Raw genomic sequence first — 21,912 nt, forward strand, 5'->3', positions numbered from 1 at the left:
TTGATGGATTGGCTCCCCGCAGTTACGACGGTGTTGAGTTTCGGCGCCGGCCTGCTCAATCTGGCCGCCGCGGCTGCCCGCAGCGCGCAACGCCGCCGCGGCCGGCGATGCAACCACGATCACTCCGAATGATTGCCGCGGAGCGCGGTAATCACCGGGGCGAACTGGTGCATGAACATGGCGCTGACTCCGATGTAGGAGATGCCCAGCTCAGCCCGCCGCCGGCGAAGCGTTTCGGCGATCCGGCCCGGGTCGCCGAGCAGGAACGCGATGCCGCCCGCCGCCGCCATCCGCCGGGCATCGCCGCCGACCATCCGGTCCGCCCACTCCGGCACCGCCTCGGCCGTCTCCGCCACCGCCGCCACGTTGACATGCAATTCCGGCGACCCGCCGAAGCCGCGGAGCCGCGCGACCGTCTCGGCCAGTTCCTCCTCCGACGACTGCGGCGGCAGGCCGAGGGCCACGATGTCGGCCTGTTCGGCGGCCAGCCGCAGCATCCCCGGTCTGCTCGCCGCCACCAGCACCGGCGGGCCGCCGCCGGAGAGTTCGCGGACGGCCCGGATCGTCTCGGCCACCCGCCGCAACCGCTCGCCCGGTGTCCCGAACTCCACACCCAGCGTCGCGGCGTCCCGTTCGGCGCCCGGCCGCCCGCCGCCGAGGCCCAGCTCGAAGCGGCCACCACTCAGGAGCTGCAGGGTTCTCGTCTCCCAGGCCACCAGGCCGGGCGCGCGGTTGGGGGCACTGAGCACATAGGTGCCGACCCGCAGCCTCTCGGTGCACGCCGCTGCGGCGGCCAGCGCCGCGAACGGTGACAGCGTGTGCACGGTGTCCGGGACGAGCAGGGTGTCGTAGCCGAGTTCCTCCGCCTGCCGCGCGGTGGTGGTCCACTCCGCGCCGGTGCGGGCCGTCGCTGCCACCACGCCGAATCGAAACGTCATGGCCTCAGCGTGGTGCTGCCCCCGGGACGTGTCGTCGTCCCGGGGGCGGCGTTCCGGCTACTGCGGGGAGCGTAGGTACGGCCGGGTGATGAGCTCCAGGGCGTGACCGGCCGGGTCCTTGAAGTACACACCGCGGCCGCCGTGTTCGGTGTTCGTCTCGCCCGGGCGCTGCATCTGCGGGTCCGCCCAGTGCTCGATGCCGCGCTCGAGGAGCAGCGCGTACGCCCGGTCGAAGTGCTCGTCGTCCACCAGGAAGGCGTAGTGCTGCATCTGGATCTCGACCGGCGGCTCGGCGAACTGGAGCAGCACGCCGCCGTCCAGCTGGAGGTTGGTGAACAAGCCCCAGGACGGGGCGTCGGCTGCTTCCAGCACGTCACGGTAGAAGGCGGCCGAGACGGTGCGGTCCTTCGCGGCGATGATGGTGTGGTTGAACGTCGCGCTCAATGTCGTCCCTACTGCTCGATCCCTGTCACGGAGAGCAGCCACCCAGGGTGGATGAGCCCACGGAGGATGGCCGAACAGCTTTCCCTCCGTGTCGGCCCATCCGGGGCTCGACAGGAACCTATCAGGTAGCGCTGGAGATCATCAGGGCACTGCGCAGGCCGGTGATGTCCAGGACGCGGAGCAGGAAGTCGCCGACGTTGGTCAGAGCCAGCACCGCGCGGGCATGCTGGGCCTTACGGCTGAGCACCACCAGGGTGCCCAGGCCCTGCGAGTCGCAGAAGGTCACGCCGGACATGTCGAGCACGATCCGGGAGGGTGGTTCCGGTTCCAGCAGGGTCTCGTTCACCATGGCGGACAATTTGGCCACCGTGAGCACGTCGATCTCACCGGCGAGGTGGAAGACAACCTCGTCGGGGGCTCGCTCAACCGCGATGGACAGCTCCGGTCGCTCCACCGGGTCAGCCTATCGCGAGCGGTGGAATCCAGCCTGTTGGCACGGTTCATCCGCCCCGCATCCACCCACCGATCGTGACCTGTACAACCCGCCCCCGGGGCTGCTAAGGCGGCCGCCGCCCGGCGCTGACAGAATGGGATCCGCCGTGACCACCTCAAACCACGCCGCGGGCAGTCCGTACCCGGACGAGGCCCCGGTCTCCCAGGCCCTGTTCGACCGCGCCAAGGGCATCGTGCCCGGCGGGGTCAATTCACCCGTGCGTGCGTTCAACTCCGTGGGCGGCACACCCCGGTTCATGGCCCGTGGTGAGGGCCCGTGGATGGTCGACGCCGACGGGCGCCGCTACGTGGACCTGGTCTGCTCGTGGGGCCCGCTGATCCACGGGCACGCGCACCCGGCGATCGTCGCCGCCGTGCAGGCCGCCGCCGCGCTCGGCACCAGCTTCGGCACCCCGACGCAGGGCGAGGTGGAGCTGGCCGAGGAGATCGTCCGGCGCACCCCCGTCGAGCAGGTGCGCCTGGTCAGCTCGGGCACCGAGGCCACCATGACCGCGATCCGGCTGGCCCGCGGCTTCACCGGCCGCAGCAAGATCGTCAAGTTCGCCGGCTGCTACCACGGCCACGTCGACGCGCTGCTGGCCGCGGCCGGTTCCGGCGTCGCCACGCTGGGCCTGCCCGATTCGCCGGGGGTCACCGGCGCGGCGGCCAGCGAGACCATCGTGCTGCCCTACAACGACGTCGCCGCGGTCGAGGCGGTCTTCCGGGACAATGACGACATCGCCGCGATCATCACCGAGGCCGCCGCCGGCAACATGGGCGTGATCGCGCCGCGGGCCGGCTTCAACCAGCGGCTCGCCGAGCTGGCTCACGCCGCCGGGGCCCTGCTCATCGTCGACGAGGTGATGACCGGCTTCCGGGTCTCACCGGGCGGCTGGGCCGGGCTCGATCCCGTGGACGCCGACCTCTTCACGTACGGGAAGGTCATGGGCGGTGGCCTGCCCGCCGCGGCCTTCGGTGGCCGCACCGAGATCATGTCCCGGCTGGCCCCGGCCGGGCCGGTCTATCAGGCCGGCACGCTCTCCGGTAACCCGCTGGCCTGCGCGGCCGGGCTGACCAGCCTGCGGCTGGCCGACGACGCCGTCTACAAACGGCTCGACGAGGTCTCCGCCACGATCGGCGCGCTCGCCTCGGACGCCCTGAACACCGCGGGCGTCCCACACCGGCTGTCCTTCGCCGGCAACATGTTCTCCGTCTTCTTCACCGACGCCGAGGTCGTCGACTACGACTCGGCGAAGACCCAGGACGTGGCCGCGTTCCGGGCGTTCTTCCACGCGATGCTCTCCCGCGGCGTCTACCTGCCGCCGAGCGCGTTCGAGTCGTGGTTCGTGTCGACGGCGCTCGACGACGCCGCCTTGGAGCAGATCAGCGCGGCACTGCCGGCGGCGGCGCGGGCCGCCGCGGCAGCGGGGGGAGCACAATCTTGAGCCCGACCAAGACCACGGTGCACGTGCTGCGGCACGGCGAGGTCCACAACCCAGGCAAGATCCTGTACGGCCGCCTGCCCGATTTCCACCTCTCGGAGCTGGGCCGGCAGATGGCCAAGGCGGCCACCGAGGCGCTCGCCGACCGCGACGTCACGTACGTGGTGGCCAGCCCGCTGGAACGCGCGCAGGAGACGGCCGAGCCGTTCGCGGCCCACTTCAAGCTCGAGACGGCCACCGACACCCGGCTCATCGAGAGCGCCAACTTCTTCGAGGGCAAGAAGGTGTCGGTCGGCGACGGCGCGTTCAGCAACCCGCGCAACTGGTGGGTGCTGCGCGACCCGATCACCCCGTCCTGGGGCGAGGCCTATCTGCAGATCGCCCAGCGGATGTTCGCCGCCGTGCAGGCCGCCCGGGTCGCCGCCGAGGGGCACGAGGCGGTCTGCGTCTCGCACCAGCTGCCGATCTGGACCCTGCGCCGCTACGTCGAGAAGAAGCGCCTCTGGCACGACCCGCGCCGCCGCCAGTGCGGCCTGGCCAGCCTCACCTCGTTCGTCTTCGAGGACGCGAAGGTCGTCGGCATCGAGTACGCCGAGCCCGCCGCCGCCCTGGTGGCCATGTCCCCGAGCGCCCGGACGGCCAAGGGGGCATGACCGTGCGCCGGCTCGCCGCAGTCGCCCTCACCGCCGCTGTCACGGCCGGTGCGCTGGCCGGTTGCGGGGAGGAGAGCTGGGAGAAGAAGTGCTCGACGAACGCCGACCGGGTGATCGAGTGCACCCCGGACCAGCGTCCCGAGGCCCGCGCGGTCACCGGTGAGCTGCTCGCCGGCGGCACGTACGACGTCACGCAGGACCGCGGCAAGGTGATCGTCGTCAACTTCTGGGGCTCGTGGTGCAACCCGTGCCGGGCCGAGGCCGACGATCTGGAGCGCACTTACCAGGCCACCAAGGCCAAGGACGTGACGTTCGTGGGGGTCAACTCGCGTGACGAGAAGGACCCGGCGAAGGCGTTCGAGCGCGGCTTCGGGGTGACCTATCCGAGCATCTACGACCCGAACGGCAGTGTCGCTCTCAAGTTCGACGTCACGCAGGTCACCACCCCGGCCACGCTGATCCTGGACCGGCAGGGCCGGATCGCCGCGGGCATCCGCGGGGCCACCACGATCGGTGTGCTGCAGCCGGTGGTGGAGCGGATCGCCGCGGAGGGCCCGGGCTGATGGGGGAGACCTTCGCCGACGTCGCCAGCAGCGGTCCGTTGCTGCTGGCCATCGGTGCTGCCGCGATAGCCGGGCTGGTCAGCTTCCTGTCGCCGTGCGTGCTGCCGCTCATGCCCGGCTACCTCTCGTACGTCACCGGGCTGGCCGGCGCCGACCTCGACGCCGCGCTGGGCGTGCCCCCCAAGTCGCGGCCGGAGCCGGAGCCGGGCGGGTCGGTCGCGGTGGCCACCAAGCCGCGGGCGCGGACCGCCGGACGCGGCCGGGTGCTGGCCGGGACGGTGCTGTTCGTCGTCGGCTTCTCCGTCGTGTTCATGCTGCTGGCCACGCTGGTGGCCAACATCGGCCTGGCGCTGAAGACCCATGAGCGCACCCTCAACATCGTGCTCGGGGTGCTGATCATCGGGCTCGGCCTGATGTTCATCGGCCTGGTCCCCGGTATGCAGGGCCAGGCCCGGATCAACTGGCTGCCCAACGCCGGCCTGGCCGGGGCACCGATTCTGGGGGCGCTGTTCGGGCTCTCCTGGCTGCCCTGCACCGGACCCACCCTGGGCGCGGTCCTCGGCCTGGCCACCACCAGCGGGCAGACCGACCGGGCCGTCGTGCTGGCCCTGGCCTACAGCCTCGGGCTCGGGGTGCCGTTCGTGCTGTTCGGGCTGTTCTTCCGCCGGCTGCTCGGCGTCTTCAAGGCCGTGCGCCGCAACAGCCGGTGGGTCACCCGGATCGGCGGCGTGCTGCTGGTCCTGGTCGGGCTGGCCCTGGTCACCGGCGGCTGGAACAGCTTCCTGATCTGGCTGGTCACCACCTTCAACTTCGACGCCGGGACCCTGCTGTGACCGTCGTCGAGCAGCGCCCCGCACCCGCGGCCGAGCCACCGCCGCGCCGGCCCAACCGGTTGTGGGCGCTGCTGCGCAACTCCTGGCGGCAGCTGACCAGCATGCGCACGGCCCTGGTGCTGCTCTTCCTGCTGGCCGTGGCCGCGATCCCGGGCTCGGTGCTGCCGCAGCGCGCGATCAACCCGGAGAACGTCGCCGGCTACTTCCGGGACCATCCCGACCTGGCCCCGGTGCTGAGCCGGCTGGGTGGCTTCGACGTCTATGCCTCGCCCTGGTTCGCGTCCATCTACCTGCTGCTGTTCACCTCACTGGTCGGCTGCGTCATCCCGCGGCTGCTCGACCACGTGCGTGCGCTGCGCACCGTACCCCCGGATGCTCCTCGCCGGCTGGAGCGGCTGCCGCAGCACGCGGCGGCAGAGCCGCGACCCGACGAGCCGGCCGCCGCGGCCGCCGCCGTCGCCGCCGGCCTGCGCCGGCACCGCTTCCGCACGGTCGTGCGCGAGCGGCCGGACGGCACGTGGACGGTCTCGGCCGAGAAGGGCCTGCTCAAGGAGACCGGCAACCTGCTTTTCCACTTCGCGCTGCTGGCGGTGCTGATCGGGGTGGGCTTCGGGCACTGGTACGGCTGGCACGGCAACCGCCTCCTGGTGCAGGGCGACGACCTGGGCTTCTGCAACTCGGTGACGCAGTACGACGAGTCCACCCTCGGCCCCCGCCTCGACGCCGCCGACCTGCCGTTCTTCTGCCTGCGGTTGAACGACTTCGACGCGGCGTACCAGAGCAACGGCCAGCCGAAGTCGTTCGGCGCGCACGCCACCGTGCAGACCGAGCAGGACGGGCCGTGGCGCCCGACCGAGTTCACGGTCAATCACCCGCTGCGCCTGCCGCAGGCCAACGTGCACCTGCTCGGCCACGGCTACGCGCCGATCCTGCGCTTCACCGACAGGTTCGGCCAGCAGCAGACCCGGATCGTGCCGTTCCTGCCACGCGACCAGATGCTCACCAGTGAGGGCGTCGCGCAGTTCCCCGACGTCAACATCGACCCGAAGACCAACCGGCGCGACGAGGACCTGCAGGTCGCCTTCGAGGGTGTCTATCTGCCCACGGTGGATCCGAAGGGCGGCCCGACCTCGGTCTTCCCGGCCGAACGGGAGCCGGCGCTGTTCCTGACGGCGTACCGGGGCAATCTCGGGGTCGACGCCGGCCTGCCCGGCTCGGTCTACGCGCTGGACCGTGGCCAGCTGGCCAACGGCCAGCTCAAGCAGGTCAGCGGCGAACGGCCGCAGCGGCTGACGCCCGGCCAGACCTGGACCCTGGACGACGGCACCAAGCTGGAGTTCGTCGGCACCCGCCAGTTCGCCACCCTCGCGGTGCGCTACGACCCGACCCAGCCGCTGGTGCTGGGCGGCGCGGTCCTGGGCCTGCTCGGACTGATGCTGTCGCTGTCCGGGCACCGCCGCCGGGTGTGGTTCCGGGTTTCGCCCCCGGCCGGGTCCGAGGCGGGCACCGGCGGTAGTTTGATGGAGGCCGGTGGTCTGCCGCGCACCGACTATCCGGGCTTCCACGAGGAGTTCGAGCAGGTCGTGGCGGCGGCGCGCCGGACGCCGGAGGAGAGGACGCCGTGATGGCGGAGTTGTCTGACCAGTTGATGGCCTTCACCGTGCTGGCGTACCTGGCCGCGATGGTCTGTTACGCGGCGGAGTACGCGTTCGGCAACCGCAGCCACATCGGCCGCGCGGCGACCCGTCCGGCCCGCCGGCTCGTCGGCGCCGGGGGACCGGGCGAGGTGGAGGTGCCGCCCGCGGACGACGTCGTGCCGCCGGCGCCGCCCCGGGACCGCGGTGCCCTGCTCGGCCTGATCGGTGTCGGGCTCACCTGGCTCGCCTTCGCGCTGCACCTGAGCACGGTGGTCACCCGTGGCGTCGCGGCGCACCGCATGCCGTGGGGCAACATGTACGAGTTCATCCTCGCCGTGACCCTCGTCGGCTCGGCGGTCTGGCTCGGTGTGATCACCCGCAAGCCGGCCGTGCGCCACCTCGGCCTGTTCACCGCGCTCGCGCTGGTCGTGCTGCTCGGTGCGGCCGGGCTGATCGCGTACACGCCGGTCGGCCCGCTGGTGCCGGCGCTGAACTCGTACTGGTACATCGTGCACGTCTCGACGATCATCCTGGCCTCCGGCATCCTGCTGATCGGGGCGGTGCCGGCCGCGATGTTCCTCATCCGGGCCGGCCACGACCAGGGCAAGCGAAGCTTCCCGTACACGCTGGGCGCGAAGGTGCCGCCGGCGGAGCTGCTGGAACGGCTGACGTTCCGGCTGCACGCGTTCGCGTTCCCGCTGTTCACCTTCGGTGCGCTGATCGCCGGGCCGCTGTGGGCCGAGGCGTCGTGGGGCCGTTACTGGGCCTGGGACCCCAAAGAGGTCTGGGCGTTCATCTCCTGGGTCGTCTACGCGGCGTACCTGCACGCCCGCGCGACCCCGAGCGTCAAGCGCACCACCGCGACCTGGATCGCCCTGCTGGGCTTCGTGACGATGCTGATGAACCTGTTCGGCGTCAACCTGTTCTTCGCGGGCCTGCACTCGTACGCCAACGCCGCCGGTATGTAAGCCGTTGTGTCCCCCGCCCCGCCACCCGGGGCGGGGGATGAGCTCACCGGCCGAGCGTCTCGCGGTTCAGCCCGATCGTCCCGCCCTGGGCGCCCCACCCGCCGAGCGCCCCGGAGGCCGGCCCTCCCCGGCCGACCTCCCGGGCCTGCCGGTGCCATTGGGCGTGCAACGCCGGGTCGACCACCCAGCTGCCGCAGGCCGGGCAGGTGTGGCCCGAGCCGGTGACGGCCGGTGGCCCGGCCGGCACCGCGGTCGTTGCCGGCTCGGTCGCGGCTCGCTCGCGCACCCCGCCCGGCCTGCGCCGCAGGGTGTTGGCCGCGGTCCAGAGGTGGAACCACTCCCGGATGACGGTCTGCGTCGGCACTCCGAGCTCCGCGGCGAGCCCCTCGACCAGTGGCCAGGAGGGCACCATCTTGCCGGCGAACACCTTGGACAGGGTGCCCTTGCTGTAGTGGACGGCTTCGCTCAGCACGGCCAATGACGGCTTGCCCGCGTTCACGTGAGCGAAGGTCAGGCGTTCGGCCAGTTCCCGGAGGGCGGTCTCCGGGTCCATCAGTTTGGCCCGCATGCGGGCCGCCTCGTGCTCCAGCGCCAGGGCTTCGCTGGTCGGCCGGCGGAAGGTGGCGAAGTCGGCGCGGTGCCGGCCCTCGTTGGGTTCCCCGGGTTCCTGCACCACGCCGGTCATCACGCCCGTCCTCCAGACGTGATGTAACTGATTGTCACTGCACTTGCTCCTTGGGGTGATGAGGCGTCAATGAAATTGGTCTCGGGCCATAGCTCAAGGAAGGCACGGGGTCCCGATCGTGGGCGGGGCCCCGTCACCGTGGTTGATTGTGCACCAGGGTTGCGACGTATTCCACCACGCAGTGTCGCTGTTGTGCGGTGGTGGATAGGCCGTCGGCCGGGCGTGACCCGCAGCTGGAAAAGGGCCTACCCGCGGGTAGTATCGGTGCCGAAATGAAAAAGGGGCCGGAGCGATACCGCGCGGGCATCGGGCCGACCCCTTGATCACTTCCGGAAGCTGCCACGACAACTGCTTTCCGGGTCCTGCTCATTCGATGCCGGCCCGAGACCAATCAGACGCACCATCGAGCGGAAATGCGCTGACCTCCGCGGTGGCCACCATACCGGCCGACACCGTCGATCTCCACAGCGGCGGCCGTAAGTGCAGGCAAGGCCCCTGATCGTGGCCCGGGCCGGGTGGCGGTCCCCGGTGGTTGCCGGCGCAGTCGACGCCAGCGCGCTGCCGACCCGGTCCATTTACCGCGCTCACCAGGGCATTCATCCGCACGATGAGCTCCGTCGCCGAGCCGGCGAAGATCCAATTCTGGAATGATCATTTCGGCGGTCCCGCCCGTCCGGACGTAAATGGATGTCCTTTCGCGGACCGGTGCCACCGGAATGGGCTCGGCGGCGACCATGAGGACAGGGAGCGCTCTCCGGAGCGGTCGTTATCCATACGAGATGTGCGGAACTGCCGCGGCGGCGGCAAAGGAAATGTCCCGGACCGCACTACGGCGGGTCTGGCCCATTGATTACGCCGACACTTCTGATCTGTCGCGATCGATATTCGCCGGTCTGGTGTCGTCGCGTTTCCGGACCACTGGACGCCGGCTACGGCAGGCGGCTCAGCGCTACGGTGAGTCACGAGTCGGGTTCGAGGTGAGACCGTTGCGGATATTTTCCTGAGGTCAAGTACCGCGTGTCGGGTGCCCGACGCCCAGGAGTTGCCTGACCCGCTAGGGGCGTTCCTCGGCCGAGGGCGGCACGCCGGTCGGTGAGCCGGGCCAGCCGGCGCCCGCGCCACCGGCGCAGTCGCCGGCCGTCCAGGTGTCGTAGCGGGTCACCCAGTCCAGGCAGAAGCCGCCGGCCCGCTGCTGGGCCTGGTCGCCGATCTGGGTGTCGACGTCATCGCGCCAGTAGCGGGCCGAGCCGCCGTCCGGTGGGCGGAGCTGGACGTTGTCCACGGTCACCGGGGGGACCACCACCCGGGCCGGGCGGCTCGGGTCGACGTGGACCTCGACGTACTGCTCGACGTACGCCCGGGAGCCGACCGGCAGCTGCTGCGCGGTCAGCAGGTTCCACCGGTTGTTCCACCACAGCCACGCCTGCCAGACGTTGTTCGCGTCCGTGTGCAGGTCCAGCCAGACCTTGTCACCCGGCTTGAGCTGGTACTGGTCGTAGAACTGCCAGGTCTTGGTGTTGGTGTTGAAGGTGTAGATGTGCTGGCGGCCGCTGCCGGCCCAGCCCGTCTCGGCCCAGCCCGCCTCCAGCCAGGCGATGGAACCGGCGCCCATGTCGCGCTTGACCATGAAGCGGCCGGCCACGAAGTCGTACGTGTTGCGCCGGACCGCGCCGTCCACGACCTCGATGCGGCCCGACACCCCGCCCCACTCGCCGCCGGTGCCCGCGCCGAGATGGTGGTAGCCACTCGGGGTGGCCCGCTCGCGCATCCGGTCCAGCCGGACGCCGGACTCCAGGATCGGTCCGGTGGCCCGGCAGGCCTTGCGGGCGTGCCGGCCGGCCGGCTCGGTCGGCCCTGTGACAGACGCCTCACCGCCCGGGCAGGCGGGCAGCCGGTGGTTGCGGTGCGAGGCGGCCGGAGCGGCCGTCACCAGCGCCGTGACCAGGCCACCCAGGGCGCACCAGCGTGCCACGGACCGGAATTTCAAGCTGCCCACCTCGCCCCTGACCAGCGCGGAAACCACATCTCTGGCTCAACGCCGGACGAGATCCCCCGGTGACGGTTCCCGCCCGCCGATCACTTGCCGTCCCGTGGTGCGAGACTGGGAACATGGCTGCCGGCTTCCCTCACCACGATCTGCAGAGCTTCATCGCGGCCCTGGAAGCGGCCGGTGAGCTGCGCCGGGTCCGCGTACCGGTCGATCCGACGCTGGAGATCAGCGAGATCGTCACCCGCACCGTCCGGGCCGGCGGCCCGGCCCTGCTCTTCGAGCGCCCGACCCGTGGTGACATGCCGATCGTCGTCAACCTCTTCGGTACGGAGAAGCGGATGGCCATGGCGCTGGGCGTGGACAGCCTCGACGACGTCGGCAACCGGATCGGCTCGCTGATCCAGCCGGAGCTGCCGGTCGGCTGGTCCGGCATCCGCGAGGGCATCGGCAAGGTGCTGCAGCTCAAGTCGGTCCCGCCCAAGAAGGTCAAGAGCGCTCCCTGTCAGGAGGTCGTGCTCAAGGGCGACGAGGTGGACCTGGGCAAGCTGCCCGGCCTGCAGGTCTGGCCCGGCGACGGCGGCATCTTCCACAACTACGGGCTCACCCACACCAAGCACCCGGAGACCGGCAAGCGCAACCTCGGCCTCTACCGGTTGCAGCAGCACTCGAAGAACACGCTCGGGATGCACTGGCAGATCCACAAGGACAGCACCGCCCACCACGCCGTCGCCGAGCGCCGGGGTGAGCGGCTGCCGGTGGCCGTCGCGATCGGCTGCGACCCGGTGGTCAGCTACGCGGCCAGCGCCCCGCTGCCCGGCGACATCGACGAATACCTGTTCGCCGGCTTCCTGCGCGGCGAGCGGGTGGAGATGGTCGACTGCCTGACCGTGCCGTTGCAGGTGCCCGCGCAGGCGCAGATCGTCCTCGAGGGCTACCTGGAGCCGGGGGAGCGCGCGCCCGAGGGCCCGTTCGGCGACCACACCGGCTTCTACACCCCGGTCGAGCCGTTCCCGGTGCTGCACATCGAGTGCATGACGATGCGCAAGCGGCCGGTCTACCACTCGATCGTCACCAGCAAGCCGCCGCAGGAGGACCACGGCCTGGGCAAGGCCACTGAGCGGATCTTCCTGCCGCTGCTCAAGATGCTGATCCCGGACATCGTCGACTACGACATGCCGGCCGCCGGGGTGTTCCACAACTGCGTGATCGTCTCGATCCGCAAGCGCTACCCCAAGCACGCGCAGAAGATCATGAGCGCGGTCTGGGGTGCCCACCTGATGTCGCTGTCCAAGCTCATCGTGATCGTTGACGAGGACTGCGACGTGCACGACTACAACGAGGTGGCTTTCCGGGCCTTCGGCAACGTCGACTACGACCACGACCTGCTCCTCACCCAGGGCCCGGTGGACCATCTCGATCATGCCTCCTACCAGCAGTTCTGGGGTGGCAAGGCGGGGCTGGACGCGACCCGTAAGCTGCCCGGCGAGGGCTACACCCGGGGTTGGCCGGAGGAGATGACGATGGCGGACGAGGTCGTCTCGCTGGTCGACAAGCGGTGGAAGGAATACGGCATATGACAGCGGTCGCCGCGGCGCCGGAGCAGCCAGGCAAGATCAGGTCTTTCCTGAAGCTGGTGGCGATCGAGCACTCCGTCTTCGCGCTCCCGTTCGCCTACCTGTCCGCCCTGGTCGCCATGGACCGCACCGGCACCGGGGTGCGCTGGGCCGACCTGCTGCTGATCACGGTCGCCATGGTGTCCGGGCGCACCTTCGCCATGGCGGCCAACCGGATCCTGGATCGCAAGATCGACGCGCAGAATCCGCGTACCCGCAATCGCGAGCTGGTCACCGGGGCCGTCAGTGTGCGCACGGCCTGGACCGGCGCCGCCGTGTCCCTGGTCGTGCTGTTCGCCGCCGCGGCGCTGCTCAACCCGCTCTGCCTGATCCTGTCGCCGCTCGCGGTGATCCCGCTGGTGATCTACCCGTACGCGAAGCGGTTCACCAACTTCCCGCACTACGTGCTGGCGCTGGCCCAGGCCGTCGCGCCGGTCGGGGCGTGGCTGGCGATCACCGGCACGTTCGATGGCTCGGGGCCGGCCTGGGTGCTCGGCGTCGCGGTCGGGCTGTGGATCGGCGGCTTCGACATCATCTACGCCTGCCAGGACGTCGAGGTCGACCGGCGGATCGGCGTGCACTCCACGCCGGCCCGTTTCGGTGTCCGCACGGCGCTGCACATCTCCACCGCCACCCACGTGCTGACTTTCGCGCTGTTCGTCTGGTTCGGCCAGCTCGCCGGGCTCGGCTGGCTGTGGTGGATCGGCCTGGCCCTGACCGCGGCCGCGTTCGCCTACCAGCACGTCGTCGTCACGCCCGCCGACCTCTCCAAGGTCAACAGGGCGTTCTTCACGGCCAACGGCTTCGTGGGCATAGCCCTGTTCGTCTTCGCCGTCCTTGATCTGATTCTGCTGTAACTTTCCGGCCGCCGACTTCCGTCTACTAGCTGTGAGTGACAGAGACAGGGAGTTCAGCGCCTTCGTAGCCGCGCAGATGGAGCCGCTGCGCGGGCTCGCCTATCTCACCTGCGGCGACTGGCAGGCGGCTGAGGACGCGGTCCTCATCGCGCTGGCCAAGTTGTATGTGAAGTGGCGGCGCATCGACAACCCGGGCGCGTACGCGCGCACCGCCGTGGTCCGTGCGGCGATCGACGAGACCCGCCGCCCGTGGTGGCGGCGGGAGCGCGCGCAGAGCAATGCCATGCCCGACCGGCCCAACCTGCGTGACGACACGAACGCGGTCGACGAACGGCTGCGGATCCGTGACGCATTGCAGAAGATCCCCGCGCGGCTGCGTGCCGTGCTGACTCTGCGCTACCTGGAAGGTCTGAGCATCCAGGAGACCGCCGAGGCCCTGGGGTGCCCGGAAGGAACCGTCAAGAGCTACACCTCGCGGGGCCTCGAAGCCCTGCGCACCGCCATGGGCGCCGAGGTGTTCGTCAACAGGGAGAATTACCGTGCCGCACGAGCTGTCTGACATGTTGCAGGAAGCCAAGTCGGATGCCCCGCCCCCGCGCTACAGCGTGCAGGACGCGCTGATGGCCGGACGCAAGCGGCAGCAGCGGCGCCGGGCGCTGTGGGCCGGCACCGGATCGGCCGCCGTCGTGCTCGCCGTGACCGGGGCGGTCGCCGTCCCTCAGCTGTTGCCCGCGGGCAACGACAAGTCGACGACGGTGAACGCCGGAGCGGCCCCCTCGAAGGCCGAGAAGCCGGCCAAGGTGCCGTTCGCCTACCCGTCCACCGAGTTCTCCGGCACGTTCACGAAATACAAGGTGGGAGACCTCACCGTCGACGGCACCGTGCTGGTGACCCCGGGCTACCAGGTCGCCTCGATCACGGCGCCGGGCAAGGGCCAGGCGTACGAGGACGAGAACGGTGGGCGGTACTACGCGCCGAACGTCATCGGGCACGTGGTGACGTACGCCAAGGGTGCTTTCGACCCGGCCAAGGCCAAGAAGGACCCCAAGGCGGGGGCCGGCTGGTTCCACGCGGGTGAGAAGAAGGAGGCCATCAAGCCCGGCATCCCGGCGCCGTACGCCGAGTCCACCTACACCTGGAAGTACGCCGACGACGCCTGGGCGCAGGTCATCGTGCAGGGCGGCCTCAAGTACCCCGCGACGAAGCTGGCGTCGATCGCCGAGGGCCTCACCGGGGGCGCCGAGCAGCCGGTCAAGGTCGGCATCAAGCTGGGCTACGTGCCCTCGGGCTTCGAGCTCGGTGCGGCCGGGACGACGTCGGACTACCTCGGGGCCACCTTCGCCGGGACGTCCTACCTGCGCCTGATCAAGGGCGACTTCCCGTACGAGAAGCTCACCGGCACGGTCGGTGACCCGTTCATCGTGGGGGACACCCAGCTGCCGATCCTGTCGCTGCAGGTCTACCCGGCGAAGGAGCAGAAGTACACCGCGCCCGGCAACGCGCCGTACTGCCCGCAGGAAGGTCTCTGCTACCGCTACACCGCCGACAAGAAGTTCTTCGTCGAGCTCAACGGCGGCGGCTTCATCGGCAACTCCGAGATGATCAAGATGCTCAAGAGCGTGGAGTTCGCCGACCCGACCGACTCCTCGACCTGGTTCGCGGCCACCGAGGCCGTCAGCTGATCATCGCCTGGGGCATGCTGGAAGCATGCGCACCCCGTGGATCGTCGGTGTCTCCGGAGCTTCCGGCACGCCCTACGCGAAGGCCGTTCTGAACGGGCTCCTCGAGGCCGGCGAAGCAGTCGACCTGGTCGTCTCCAAGGCGGCCAGGTTGACGCTGCTCGACGAGACCGGGGCGACCGTACGGGACGCGCACTGGAAGGACGACGTGCAGCGGTGGCTCGGCCGGGATCTCGGTGACCTGGGCTACTGGCCCGCCGGTGACCTGGCCGCCGGTCCGAGCAGCGGCTCGTACCCGGCCTTGGGGATGGCGGTCGTGCCGGCCAGCACGGCCGCCTGCGCCGGCATCGCGATCGGGCTGTCCAAGGACCTGCTCCAGCGGGCCGCTGAGGTGAACCTGAAGGAGCGCCGCCGTACGGTGGTCGTGCCCCGGGAGACCCCGGTGACCCGCAGCCACCTGGAGCACCTGATCGCTCTGCACGACGCCGGGGCGGTGGTCCTGCCGGCCAGCCCCGGCTTCTACGGCTCGGGCGCGCAGGCGACCGCCGGCCAACTGGTGGACTTCGTGGCCGGCAAGGTGCTCGACGCTCTGGGCGTACCCCATCAGCTCTTCACGCGATGGGCGGGAGAACTGAATCAGCGCAGTCCGTTGGGCGGGCCGTAGCTCTGCCCCGGGTTGGCCGGCCCGCCGTTGCGCGGGCGGTTGGCGGCGTCGTCCTCGCGCATCTCCTCGACGACACCGTCGCCCTCGAGCAGCGCGCGCACCTCGGACTCGCGGAACCGGCGGTGGCCACCCGGAGTACGGATGCTGCCGATACGTCCGGCGGCTGCCCAGCGCGTGACCGTCTTCGGGTCCACCCGGAACAGCGCGGCCACCTCCCCGGGCGTCAGCAGTCGATCTCCTGTGTCCACGGCCCTCTCCTCGCGTCGTGTTGGAGCGCCGTTGGTCACAGTGAGTGTCGGCGTGCTCGATCGGGACGTAGTGCCATTAGAGCACCGCCAAAAACAGCAAGTCGCTGAAATGCGGAAAAAGCCCCGATTGCGACGTTGACCATTATCCTTGCTGCGTCCGGCGGTCCGAGCCCGCTACCGGGCGTGAGGTAGCAGGGCGGGTCGCACTAACCTCTGAAACCATGGACGCCATCGACCTGCGCCTGATCGACCTGTTGCGGGACAACGCCCGCTCCTCGTACGCGGAGCTGGCCCGGCAGGTGGGGCTCTCCGCGCCGGCCGTGCACGAGCGGGTGGGCAAGCTGGAAGCCGCCGGCACGGTCCGGGCCTACCGCGCCGAGGTCGACCACGAGGCCATCGGGCTGGGCGTCACCGCCCTGATCGGCATCGTCGAGGACTCCGGCGCCGACACCGACGACGTGCTGTCCGCGCTGCGGGTGATGCCCGAGATCGAGTCCTGCTACTTCATGGCGGGCGTGGAGTCGTACCAGCTCACCGTCCGGGTGGGCACGATCGCCGAGCTGGAGCAGCTGATCGTCCGCATCAACCGGACCCGCGGCGTAGCGTCGACCAGGACGGCCATCGCGCTCTCCACCAAGTGGGAGAACCGCCCCCAGCCCGGCCTCGACCCGACGGCAGGTTGAGCCATGGACCAGCACGACCGCTGTGACGACACCGCCCGCGAGTGGGCCCGCGAGGCGATCGCGCTCGTGGAGGCGGACGCGAACCGCTCGGCCGACACCCACCTGCTGCCGTTCCCGCTGCCCCGCTCCTGGGGCATCGACCTCTATCTCAAGGACGAGTCGTCGCACCCCACCGGTTCGCTCAAGCACCGGCTGGCCCGCTCGCTCTTCCTGTACGCCCTCTGCAACGGCTGGATCGGCCCGCACACCCCGGTCGTCGAGGCGTCCTCCGGATCGACGGCGGTCAGTGAGGCGTACTTCGCCCGGATGCTCGGACTCGAGTTCATCGCGGTGATGCCGGCGAGCACGTCCCCCGAGAAGATCTCGCTGATCGAGTTCCAGGGCGGCAAGTGCCACCTCGTCACCGACCCGACGGCGGTCGTCGCGGCGGCCCGTACGCTCGCGGCCGACCTCGGCGGCCACTTCATGGACCAGTTCACCCACGCCGAGCGGGCCACCGACTGGCGCGGCAACAACAACATCGCCGAGTCCATCTACCTGCAGCTGGCGCTGGAGCGGCATCCCGTACCGGCGTGGATCGTGGTCGGGGCCGGCACCGGCGGCACCAGCGCGACCATCGGCCGGTACGCCCGCTACCGGCAGCTGAACACCAAGCTCTGCGTGGTCGACCCGGAAGGGTCGGCGTTCTGGCCGGCCTACGTCTCCGGCGACTGGTCGGTGTCCACCGGCCGCGGCTCGCGGATCGAGGGCATCGGCCGCCCCCGGGTGGAGGCCTCCTTCCAGCCCGCGGTGGTCGACCGGATGGTGCAGGTGCCGGACGCGGCGTCGCTGGCGGCGATGCGGGCCGGCTCAGCGGTGCTCGGGCGCCGGGTCGGCGGTTCCACGGGCACGAACCTGTGCGGGGCCTTCGGCCTGATCGCCGAGATGCGGGCGGCGGGCCACAAGGGGTCGGTGGTCACCCTGATCTGCGACGGCGGCGAACGGTACGCGGACACGTACTACTCGGACGCCTGGGTCGCCGCGCAGGGCATCACCCTCGAACCACACCTGGCGGCGATTGACACGTTCCTGGCCACGGGCGTCTGGCCACCTGCCTGAACGGGGGGCAGCGCTGCGGCGGTGGACCTGGGAGGATCTGAGACCTGTGACGGGTTTCGGGTTCGAGGAGCGCAGTGCACGACGCCGAGGAAGTACCCGCCGCTCCGCCGATGGTGTCCGGCCCCTGGTCGTCGCCGCCGGCTGGTTTTTCCCAGATTCCCGGCCAGCGGGCGCCGCAGGCCAGTGAGTTCTTCCCCTCGACCCACCCGCTGACCCACCCGTCGGCCCCGCCTTGGGTGCAGCCGCCGATCGAGGTCGGTGATCCGCCCGCGCTGCCCTCCCGCCGGGGTCGTGGCCTGCTGATGGGCGCCGCCCTGGCCCTGGCCGCGGCGCTCGCCGTCGGTGCCGGTGTCGTCTACGTCAATCGCACTCCGCTCTCGCTCAACGAGCGCGCCGCGGCGGCCGGGCCGGAGCCCACTGCCGCGCGGACCCCGCTGACCCCGGCCGAGGCCGCCGTCGCGGCGCTCAAGGCCCAGGCGGCCGCCCTGCTGGCCAACAACGAGAAGGGCTGGCTGGCCGCCGTCGACCCGGGCCAGTCCAAGCTCCGCACCCGGTACGCCTCGATGTTCCGCTCCCTGCGCGGGCTGGGTGTCAGCCACTTCGCCTACCAGACCTCCGTCGACCCCGTCGATGCCAAGAGCGGCACGGTCCAGGTGACGGCCGAGGTGGCGTACTGCTTCAGCACCGACAAGTGCCCGGAAGAGAAGTACAACGCGTCGGACGGTCCGCCGACGATCAGCCAGGTCCTGACCTTCAAAAAGGTCAGCGGCCGGTACGTGATCGCCAAGGTCACGGAGAAGAAGAGCCGCAGCCGTCAGCAGCCCACCCCGTGGGAGTCCGGCGAGCTCAGCTTCCTGTCCGGCGAGCGGGTCACCGTGATCGGCAACCGCACCGAGCGCAAATACTTCAAGCAGGTGCTCGCCGCCGCCGAGAAGGCCGCCGTCGTCAACGACCGCTTCGCCGGCCTGGTCGGCAACCCTCAGCGCCGATACCGCGTCTACGTGGCCGGCGCCAAGCAGTGGAAAACCTGGTACGGCGGCATCACCGACAAATGGGTCATTGGCTACGCCATCCCGCTCAAGGACTCGGGCAGCGACGTGGTGCTCAACATCTCGGCCGTCCGTACGGACAGCGACGTGCTCGCCACCACGCTCCAGCACGAGCTCGCGCACGTCGTCACGCTCGGTGGTGCGTACCGGACTGGCGGCAGCGACGACATGTGGCTGGAGGAGGGCATCGCCGAGTACATCGGCTGGTACCCGAGATCCGCCACGGACAGCTGGCGGCGTTCGGCGGTGCGCTCCCTGCTCGCGGGCAGCAAACGCCCGAAGTCGATCGCCGCGAAGGCCCCCGGCGACAACGCCAGCCCCGACACCAGCGACGCCTTCTACGGCTTCGGCCACTTCACCGCCGACTGCCTCGCCCGCAAGTACGGCCAGGGCGCGCTCTTCGACTTCGTCCGGCTCTACCTGCGGGAGAACCGCGACCTCGACCCGGCGTCCCGCGAGGCGTTCGGCAAGCCGTTCACGACGGTCGACAAGACCTGCCTGACCTGGATCCGCGACAAGGTCTAGCGCACCCGCTGGGCCAGCCCCGGATAGTCCACGACAAAACCCTCATCGTCGACGACCAGGTCCGCGCTGAAGGTCTCGGTGGCGAACCGCACCCGCCCGTCGCCCAGCGCGGTGTAGATCTGATCCGCCTGCACGATCTCCAGGCTGGGCAGCAGCACCCAGGCGACGCTGACCCGGTGGGCCACGCCCGCCTCGGCCTCGAGCAACCCCAGCCGCCGGATCGGCAACGTGTTGGTCAACGGCGAACCGGTCAGGTCGACGTCGAAAGCCCCGACCAGCAGGTCCGGATCCTCGGTGCCGGGCAGACCGGCCCCGGGGTGACCACCGGCGGTCAGCGCGGCATCCAGATCACCCCGCTCCGCGGTCGAGGTCCGCCACCGCCCACCCTCGGACTCCAAGCGCAGGCTGCGACTCCAGCCGGCGCCCTCAGTGCTGACCTCGAGGGAAGTGGTGAGCCAGTCCGAGCTGGTGCGGACCTCGTAGCGGGCGCTGTAGGCGATCGGATCGACGGCCACGGCGGTGCCTCGGGCGTGCAGCCCAGCACGCGTATCAACCAGTGCATGCTCAGCACCGGACGTGTCGCGGCGATCCCAGAAAAGTGAACCCGGCAGAACGGCCATAGTCACCGACTACCCGTTCCCCGCCCGCCACGAACCCCGCCACGCCGTTTCGGGGTCCGGGGCGGTCCCTGCCAAGCTGTTGCGGGCTCGCCGTGAAACCGAGCCGTCCTGTTCTGGGTCTGGCGCGAGACCCGCCACGCCGTTCCGTGGTCCGCAGGAGCCCGCTACCCCCGTTCCGGGTGGGCGTGAGTTCTGCCGTCCCTTTCAAGGTCCGGATGAGACCCGCCGGCCGTTTCCAGGCAGGCGCCATCCCCGGCGCCAGCTCCTGGTCGGGCGCGAACCCCGCTATGCAGAAAGAAGGCCCCGGCGCGTAGAGCGCCGGGGCCTTCTTACACGTGCGATGGATCAGTGGGTGTGCGCCGGACGGCCGGTCGAGAAGCGGCCGTTGCCGGTCTCCCGCCGGTCGTTGCGAGCGGGCTCGCGGCGGAAACCGCCGGGACGCTCGCTCAGGTTGCGCGCCGTCCGCTCGCTGAAGCCGCGCTGGCGGTCGGCGAACGACGGACGGTCACCCGTCGGCTGGTCGCCGCCGGTCGCCGGACGCTCGGCGTAGGAACGGTCGCCCGCCGGGCGGTCGCCGTACGTGCGCTGCTCGCCACGGGGACGGTCACTGAACGAGCGCTGCTCGCCACCACGCGGCCGGTCGCCGTAGGTGCGGTCGCCGCCGCTGAAGCTGCCCCGCGGACGGTCGCCGAACGAACGGTCTCCGCCGCCGGTGCGCGGCCGGTCGCCGTAGCTGCTGCCACCGCGGGAACGGTCGCCGTAGCTGCTGCCACCACGCTGCGGCCGGTCACCGAAGCGACGCGGCCGGTCGCCCCGCTCACGCGGCTCGGGCTCGATCTTCACCGGGACACCGCTGGGCTCGCGAGCCCCGGTGACCGTGGCCAGCTGCTCGTCGCCGAGGCGGACCCGCAGCTCGGCCGGCGTGACGCCCGCCTTCAGCATCATCGATGCCGTGGTGCGGCGCTGCTTCGGCAGGACCAGCGTGACGACCGCGCCGGACTCACCGGCCCGGGCGGTGCGACCCGCGCGGTGCAGGTAGTCCTTCGGGTCCTTCGGCGGGTCCACGTGCATGACCAGCGAGATGCCGTCGACGTGGATGCCGCGCGCTGCGACGTCCGTGGCGACCAGCACGTTCGTCCGGCCTTCCTTGAACTCGGCCAGCGTGCGGGTGCGTACCCGCTGGGTCTTGCCGCCGTGCAGCGCGCCGGCGCGCACGCCGACCGCCGCGAGCTGGTCGACCAGCCGGTCGACGCCCATCTGGGTGCGGGCGAAGACGATGGTCTTGCCGGCCCGGTTGGCGATCGACGCGGTGATCGGGAACTTGTCGTGCGGCGGGATCAGGAGCATGTGGTGCTCCATCGTGGAGACGCTGGCCTCGGCCGGGGCCGTGGAGTGCGTCACCGGGTCGTGCATGAACCGCTTGACCAGCGCGTCGACGTCACCGTCGAGCGTCGCCGAGAACAGCAGGCGCTGCGCGTCCGCCGGGGTCTTGGACAGCAGTTCGGTGACCTCGGGCAGGAAGCCCATGTCGGCCATCTGGTCGGCCTCGTCCAGGACGGTGACCTCGACCGCGTCGAGCCGGCAGGCGCCCCGCTCGATCAGGTCGCCGAGGCGGCCCGGGGTCGCCACGATGACCTCGACGCCGCGCCGCAGCGCGTCCATCTGACGGTCGTACGGCACGCCGCCGACAGCGGTCTTGAGGAACACGCCGACCGAGCGGCCCAGCGGCGTCAGCGCGTCGGCCACCTGCATGGCCAGCTCGCGGGTCGGCACCAGGATCAGGGCCTTCGGCTGGTGCGGCAGCGCCCGGCCACTCTTGGCGATGCGGGCGAGCAGCGGCAGGCCGAACGCCAGCGTCTTGCCGGAGCCGGTCTGGCCGCGGCCGAGCACGTCCCGGCCCGCGAGGGCGTCGGGCATGGTCGCGGCCTGGATCTCGAACGGGGCGATGATGCCCTCGCGGCTCAGCACCCGGACGAGCTCGGCGGGGATACCCAGCTCGGCGAAGGTCGGCACGGCGGGGGCGGGGGTCTCGACGACCTCGACCTCGTGGGTCTCGGTCTGCTCCACGGCGGCCTCAGGGGTGACCTGGGCGGCAGCGGGAGCGTCGGTGCTGGGGGTGCCGCCGGACTCGGCGAGAACTTCTTCAACGGACGGGAACGTGCTGGGATCAGCGAAAGTGGTCAAGAGAACCTCTCTACGGGGGCGCATGCTCGCGTATGGCCCGCCGCGGC

At 70.7% G+C, this 21,912-nt stretch carries 22 protein-coding genes; 14 read left to right on the plus strand and 8 right to left on the minus strand.

Annotated elements, in window-relative coordinates; all coding sequences use genetic code 11:
* Positions 1-119: 119 nt before the first annotated feature.
* The 3 genes from AB0C12_RS22200 to AB0C12_RS22210 all read right to left on the minus strand — a co-directional run bounded on the left by AB0C12_RS22200 (position 120) and on the right by AB0C12_RS22210 (position 1,836).
* Complete coding sequence (locus AB0C12_RS22200; protein WP_360550777.1) at positions 120-938, minus strand: LLM class flavin-dependent oxidoreductase; 819 nt, start codon at positions 936-938, stop codon at positions 120-122.
* Between the two features lie 57 nt (positions 939-995).
* On the minus strand, positions 996-1,382 hold the full coding sequence (locus tag AB0C12_RS22205) for a VOC family protein (protein WP_360550779.1): 387 nt from the start codon (positions 1,380-1,382) through the stop codon (positions 996-998).
* Between the two features lie 121 nt (positions 1,383-1,503).
* Positions 1,504-1,836 carry an STAS domain-containing protein gene (locus tag AB0C12_RS22210; protein WP_360550781.1) on the minus strand — a complete coding sequence of 111 codons (333 nt, stop codon included), beginning with the start codon at positions 1,834-1,836 and terminating at the stop codon, positions 1,504-1,506.
* A 133-nt stretch (positions 1,837-1,969) separates the two neighbouring features.
* On the opposite strand from AB0C12_RS22210, the gene hemL reads away from it, so the two are divergent.
* From hemL to ccsB, 6 genes are read left to right on the plus strand one after another with little or no spacing between them, the layout of a single operon-like run.
* Complete coding sequence (hemL, locus tag AB0C12_RS22215; protein WP_360550783.1) at positions 1,970-3,319, plus strand: glutamate-1-semialdehyde 2,1-aminomutase; 1,350 nt, start codon at positions 1,970-1,972, stop codon at positions 3,317-3,319.
* The gene (locus tag AB0C12_RS22220) at positions 3,313-3,969 is read left to right on the plus strand and encodes a histidine phosphatase family protein (RefSeq protein WP_360551919.1); all 657 of its coding nucleotides are present in this window, start codon (positions 3,313-3,315) and stop codon (positions 3,967-3,969) included. The genes hemL and AB0C12_RS22220 overlap by 7 nt, the downstream gene beginning before the upstream one ends.
* Positions 3,966-4,532 carry a TlpA disulfide reductase family protein gene (locus tag AB0C12_RS22225; RefSeq protein ID WP_360550785.1) on the plus strand — a complete coding sequence of 189 codons (567 nt, stop codon included), beginning with the start codon at positions 3,966-3,968 and terminating at the stop codon, positions 4,530-4,532. Before AB0C12_RS22220 ends, AB0C12_RS22225 begins: the two co-directional genes overlap by 4 nt.
* Complete coding sequence (locus AB0C12_RS22230) at positions 4,532-5,365, plus strand: cytochrome c biogenesis protein CcdA (RefSeq protein ID WP_360550787.1); 834 nt, start codon at positions 4,532-4,534, stop codon at positions 5,363-5,365. The genes AB0C12_RS22225 and AB0C12_RS22230 overlap by 1 nt, the downstream gene beginning before the upstream one ends.
* Entirely contained in the window at positions 5,362-6,990 is a 1,629-nt protein-coding gene (locus AB0C12_RS22235; protein WP_360550789.1) for a cytochrome c biogenesis protein ResB, read from the plus strand. Before AB0C12_RS22230 ends, AB0C12_RS22235 begins: the two co-directional genes overlap by 4 nt.
* Entirely contained in the window at positions 6,990-7,970 is a 981-nt protein-coding gene (gene ccsB, locus AB0C12_RS22240; protein WP_360550791.1) for a c-type cytochrome biogenesis protein CcsB, read from the plus strand. Before AB0C12_RS22235 ends, ccsB begins: the two co-directional genes overlap by 1 nt.
* A gap of 43 nt (positions 7,971-8,013) precedes the next feature.
* Here the strand turns inward: ccsB and AB0C12_RS22245 are convergent, their stop codons facing one another.
* Entirely contained in the window at positions 8,014-8,655 is a 642-nt protein-coding gene (locus tag AB0C12_RS22245; RefSeq protein ID WP_360550793.1) for a helix-turn-helix transcriptional regulator, read from the minus strand.
* A 1,054-nt stretch (positions 8,656-9,709) separates the two neighbouring features.
* On the minus strand, positions 9,710-10,642 hold the full coding sequence (locus tag AB0C12_RS22250; RefSeq protein WP_360550795.1) for a hypothetical protein: 933 nt from the start codon (positions 10,640-10,642) through the stop codon (positions 9,710-9,712).
* A 122-nt stretch (positions 10,643-10,764) separates the two neighbouring features.
* Between AB0C12_RS22250 and AB0C12_RS22255 the strand changes: the two genes are divergently transcribed.
* The 5 genes from AB0C12_RS22255 to AB0C12_RS22275 are packed head-to-tail and all read left to right on the plus strand — an operon-like array spanning position 10,765 to position 15,458.
* Positions 10,765-12,222 (plus strand): menaquinone biosynthesis decarboxylase, encoded by a 1,458-nt coding sequence (locus AB0C12_RS22255; RefSeq protein WP_360550797.1) that lies wholly within the window; start codon positions 10,765-10,767, stop codon positions 12,220-12,222.
* Positions 12,219-13,115: a menaquinone biosynthesis prenyltransferase MqnP gene (gene mqnP / locus AB0C12_RS22260; RefSeq protein ID WP_360550799.1), complete on the plus strand. Its 897-nt coding sequence runs from the start codon at positions 12,219-12,221 to the stop codon at positions 13,113-13,115. The genes AB0C12_RS22255 and mqnP overlap by 4 nt, the downstream gene beginning before the upstream one ends.
* 31 nt (positions 13,116-13,146) lie before the next feature.
* Positions 13,147-13,674, plus strand: coding sequence for a SigE family RNA polymerase sigma factor (locus AB0C12_RS22265; protein WP_360550801.1), 528 nt, complete (start codon positions 13,147-13,149; stop codon positions 13,672-13,674).
* A gap of 1 nt (position 13,675) precedes the next feature.
* Positions 13,676-14,797 (plus strand): hypothetical protein, encoded by a 1,122-nt coding sequence (locus AB0C12_RS22270; protein WP_360550803.1) that lies wholly within the window; start codon positions 13,676-13,678, stop codon positions 14,795-14,797.
* Positions 14,798-14,822: 25 nt separating this feature from the next.
* Positions 14,823-15,458 (plus strand): UbiX family flavin prenyltransferase, encoded by a 636-nt coding sequence (locus tag AB0C12_RS22275; RefSeq protein WP_360550805.1) that lies wholly within the window; start codon positions 14,823-14,825, stop codon positions 15,456-15,458.
* Here AB0C12_RS22275 and AB0C12_RS22280 read toward each other — a convergent pair.
* Positions 15,431-15,706, minus strand: coding sequence for a BldC family transcriptional regulator (locus tag AB0C12_RS22280; protein WP_203773073.1), 276 nt, complete (start codon positions 15,704-15,706; stop codon positions 15,431-15,433). The two genes, AB0C12_RS22275 and AB0C12_RS22280, sit on opposite strands and share 28 nt — an antisense overlap.
* Before the next feature lie 221 nt (positions 15,707-15,927).
* On the opposite strand from AB0C12_RS22280, the gene AB0C12_RS22285 reads away from it, so the two are divergent.
* From AB0C12_RS22285 to AB0C12_RS22295, 3 genes are all read left to right on the plus strand, one after another.
* The gene (locus tag AB0C12_RS22285) at positions 15,928-16,389 is read left to right on the plus strand and encodes an Lrp/AsnC family transcriptional regulator (RefSeq protein WP_360550808.1); all 462 of its coding nucleotides are present in this window, start codon (positions 15,928-15,930) and stop codon (positions 16,387-16,389) included.
* Positions 16,390-16,392: 3 nt separating this feature from the next.
* Positions 16,393-17,487 carry a PLP-dependent cysteine synthase family protein gene (locus AB0C12_RS22290; protein ID WP_360550810.1) on the plus strand — a complete coding sequence of 365 codons (1,095 nt, stop codon included), beginning with the start codon at positions 16,393-16,395 and terminating at the stop codon, positions 17,485-17,487.
* A 74-nt stretch (positions 17,488-17,561) separates the two neighbouring features.
* Complete coding sequence (locus AB0C12_RS22295; RefSeq protein WP_360550812.1) at positions 17,562-19,061, plus strand: hypothetical protein; 1,500 nt, start codon at positions 17,562-17,564, stop codon at positions 19,059-19,061.
* Here the strand turns inward: AB0C12_RS22295 and AB0C12_RS22300 are convergent.
* Both AB0C12_RS22300 and AB0C12_RS22305 read right to left on the minus strand, forming a co-directional pair.
* A complete protein-coding gene (locus AB0C12_RS22300) occupies positions 19,058-19,681 on the minus strand; it encodes a putative glycolipid-binding domain-containing protein (protein ID WP_360550815.1) in 624 nt (207 codons plus the stop codon). The genes AB0C12_RS22295 and AB0C12_RS22300 overlap by 4 nt on opposite strands.
* Before the next feature lie 345 nt (positions 19,682-20,026).
* Positions 20,027-21,694, minus strand: coding sequence for a DEAD/DEAH box helicase (locus AB0C12_RS22305; RefSeq protein WP_360551921.1), 1,668 nt, complete (start codon positions 21,692-21,694; stop codon positions 20,027-20,029).
* Between the last annotated feature and the right edge of the window lie 218 nt (positions 21,695-21,912).

The organism is Actinoplanes sp. NPDC048967 (assembly GCF_040649415.1).
Classification (GTDB): domain Bacteria; phylum Actinomycetota; class Actinomycetes; order Mycobacteriales; family Micromonosporaceae; genus Actinoplanes.

Excerpts from the sequence above, each read along its gene's own strand:
- AB0C12_RS22200 (WP_360550777.1), bottom strand. The coding sequence starts at position 938 with ATGACGTTTCGATTCGGCGTGGTGGCAGCGACGGCCCGCACCGGCGCG.
- hemL (WP_360550783.1), top strand. The coding sequence starts at position 1,970 with ATGGGATCCGCCGTGACCACCTCAAACCACGCCGCGGGCAGTCCGTAC.
- AB0C12_RS22225 (WP_360550785.1), top strand. The coding sequence starts at position 3,966 with ATGACCGTGCGCCGGCTCGCCGCAGTCGCCCTCACCGCCGCTGTCACG.
- AB0C12_RS22230 (WP_360550787.1), top strand. The coding sequence starts at position 4,532 with ATGGGGGAGACCTTCGCCGACGTCGCCAGCAGCGGTCCGTTGCTGCTG.
- ccsB (WP_360550791.1), top strand. The coding sequence starts at position 6,990 with ATGGCGGAGTTGTCTGACCAGTTGATGGCCTTCACCGTGCTGGCGTAC.
- AB0C12_RS22245 (WP_360550793.1), bottom strand. The coding sequence starts at position 8,655 with ATGACCGGCGTGGTGCAGGAACCCGGGGAACCCAACGAGGGCCGGCAC.
- AB0C12_RS22255 (WP_360550797.1), top strand. The coding sequence starts at position 10,765 with ATGGCTGCCGGCTTCCCTCACCACGATCTGCAGAGCTTCATCGCGGCC.
- mqnP (WP_360550799.1), top strand. The coding sequence starts at position 12,219 with ATGACAGCGGTCGCCGCGGCGCCGGAGCAGCCAGGCAAGATCAGGTCT.
- AB0C12_RS22270 (WP_360550803.1), top strand. The coding sequence starts at position 13,676 with ATGTTGCAGGAAGCCAAGTCGGATGCCCCGCCCCCGCGCTACAGCGTG.
- AB0C12_RS22275 (WP_360550805.1), top strand. The coding sequence starts at position 14,823 with ATGCGCACCCCGTGGATCGTCGGTGTCTCCGGAGCTTCCGGCACGCCC.
- AB0C12_RS22285 (WP_360550808.1), top strand. The coding sequence starts at position 15,928 with ATGGACGCCATCGACCTGCGCCTGATCGACCTGTTGCGGGACAACGCC.
- AB0C12_RS22290 (WP_360550810.1), top strand. The coding sequence starts at position 16,393 with ATGGACCAGCACGACCGCTGTGACGACACCGCCCGCGAGTGGGCCCGC.
- AB0C12_RS22300 (WP_360550815.1), bottom strand. The coding sequence starts at position 19,681 with ATGGCCGTTCTGCCGGGTTCACTTTTCTGGGATCGCCGCGACACGTCC.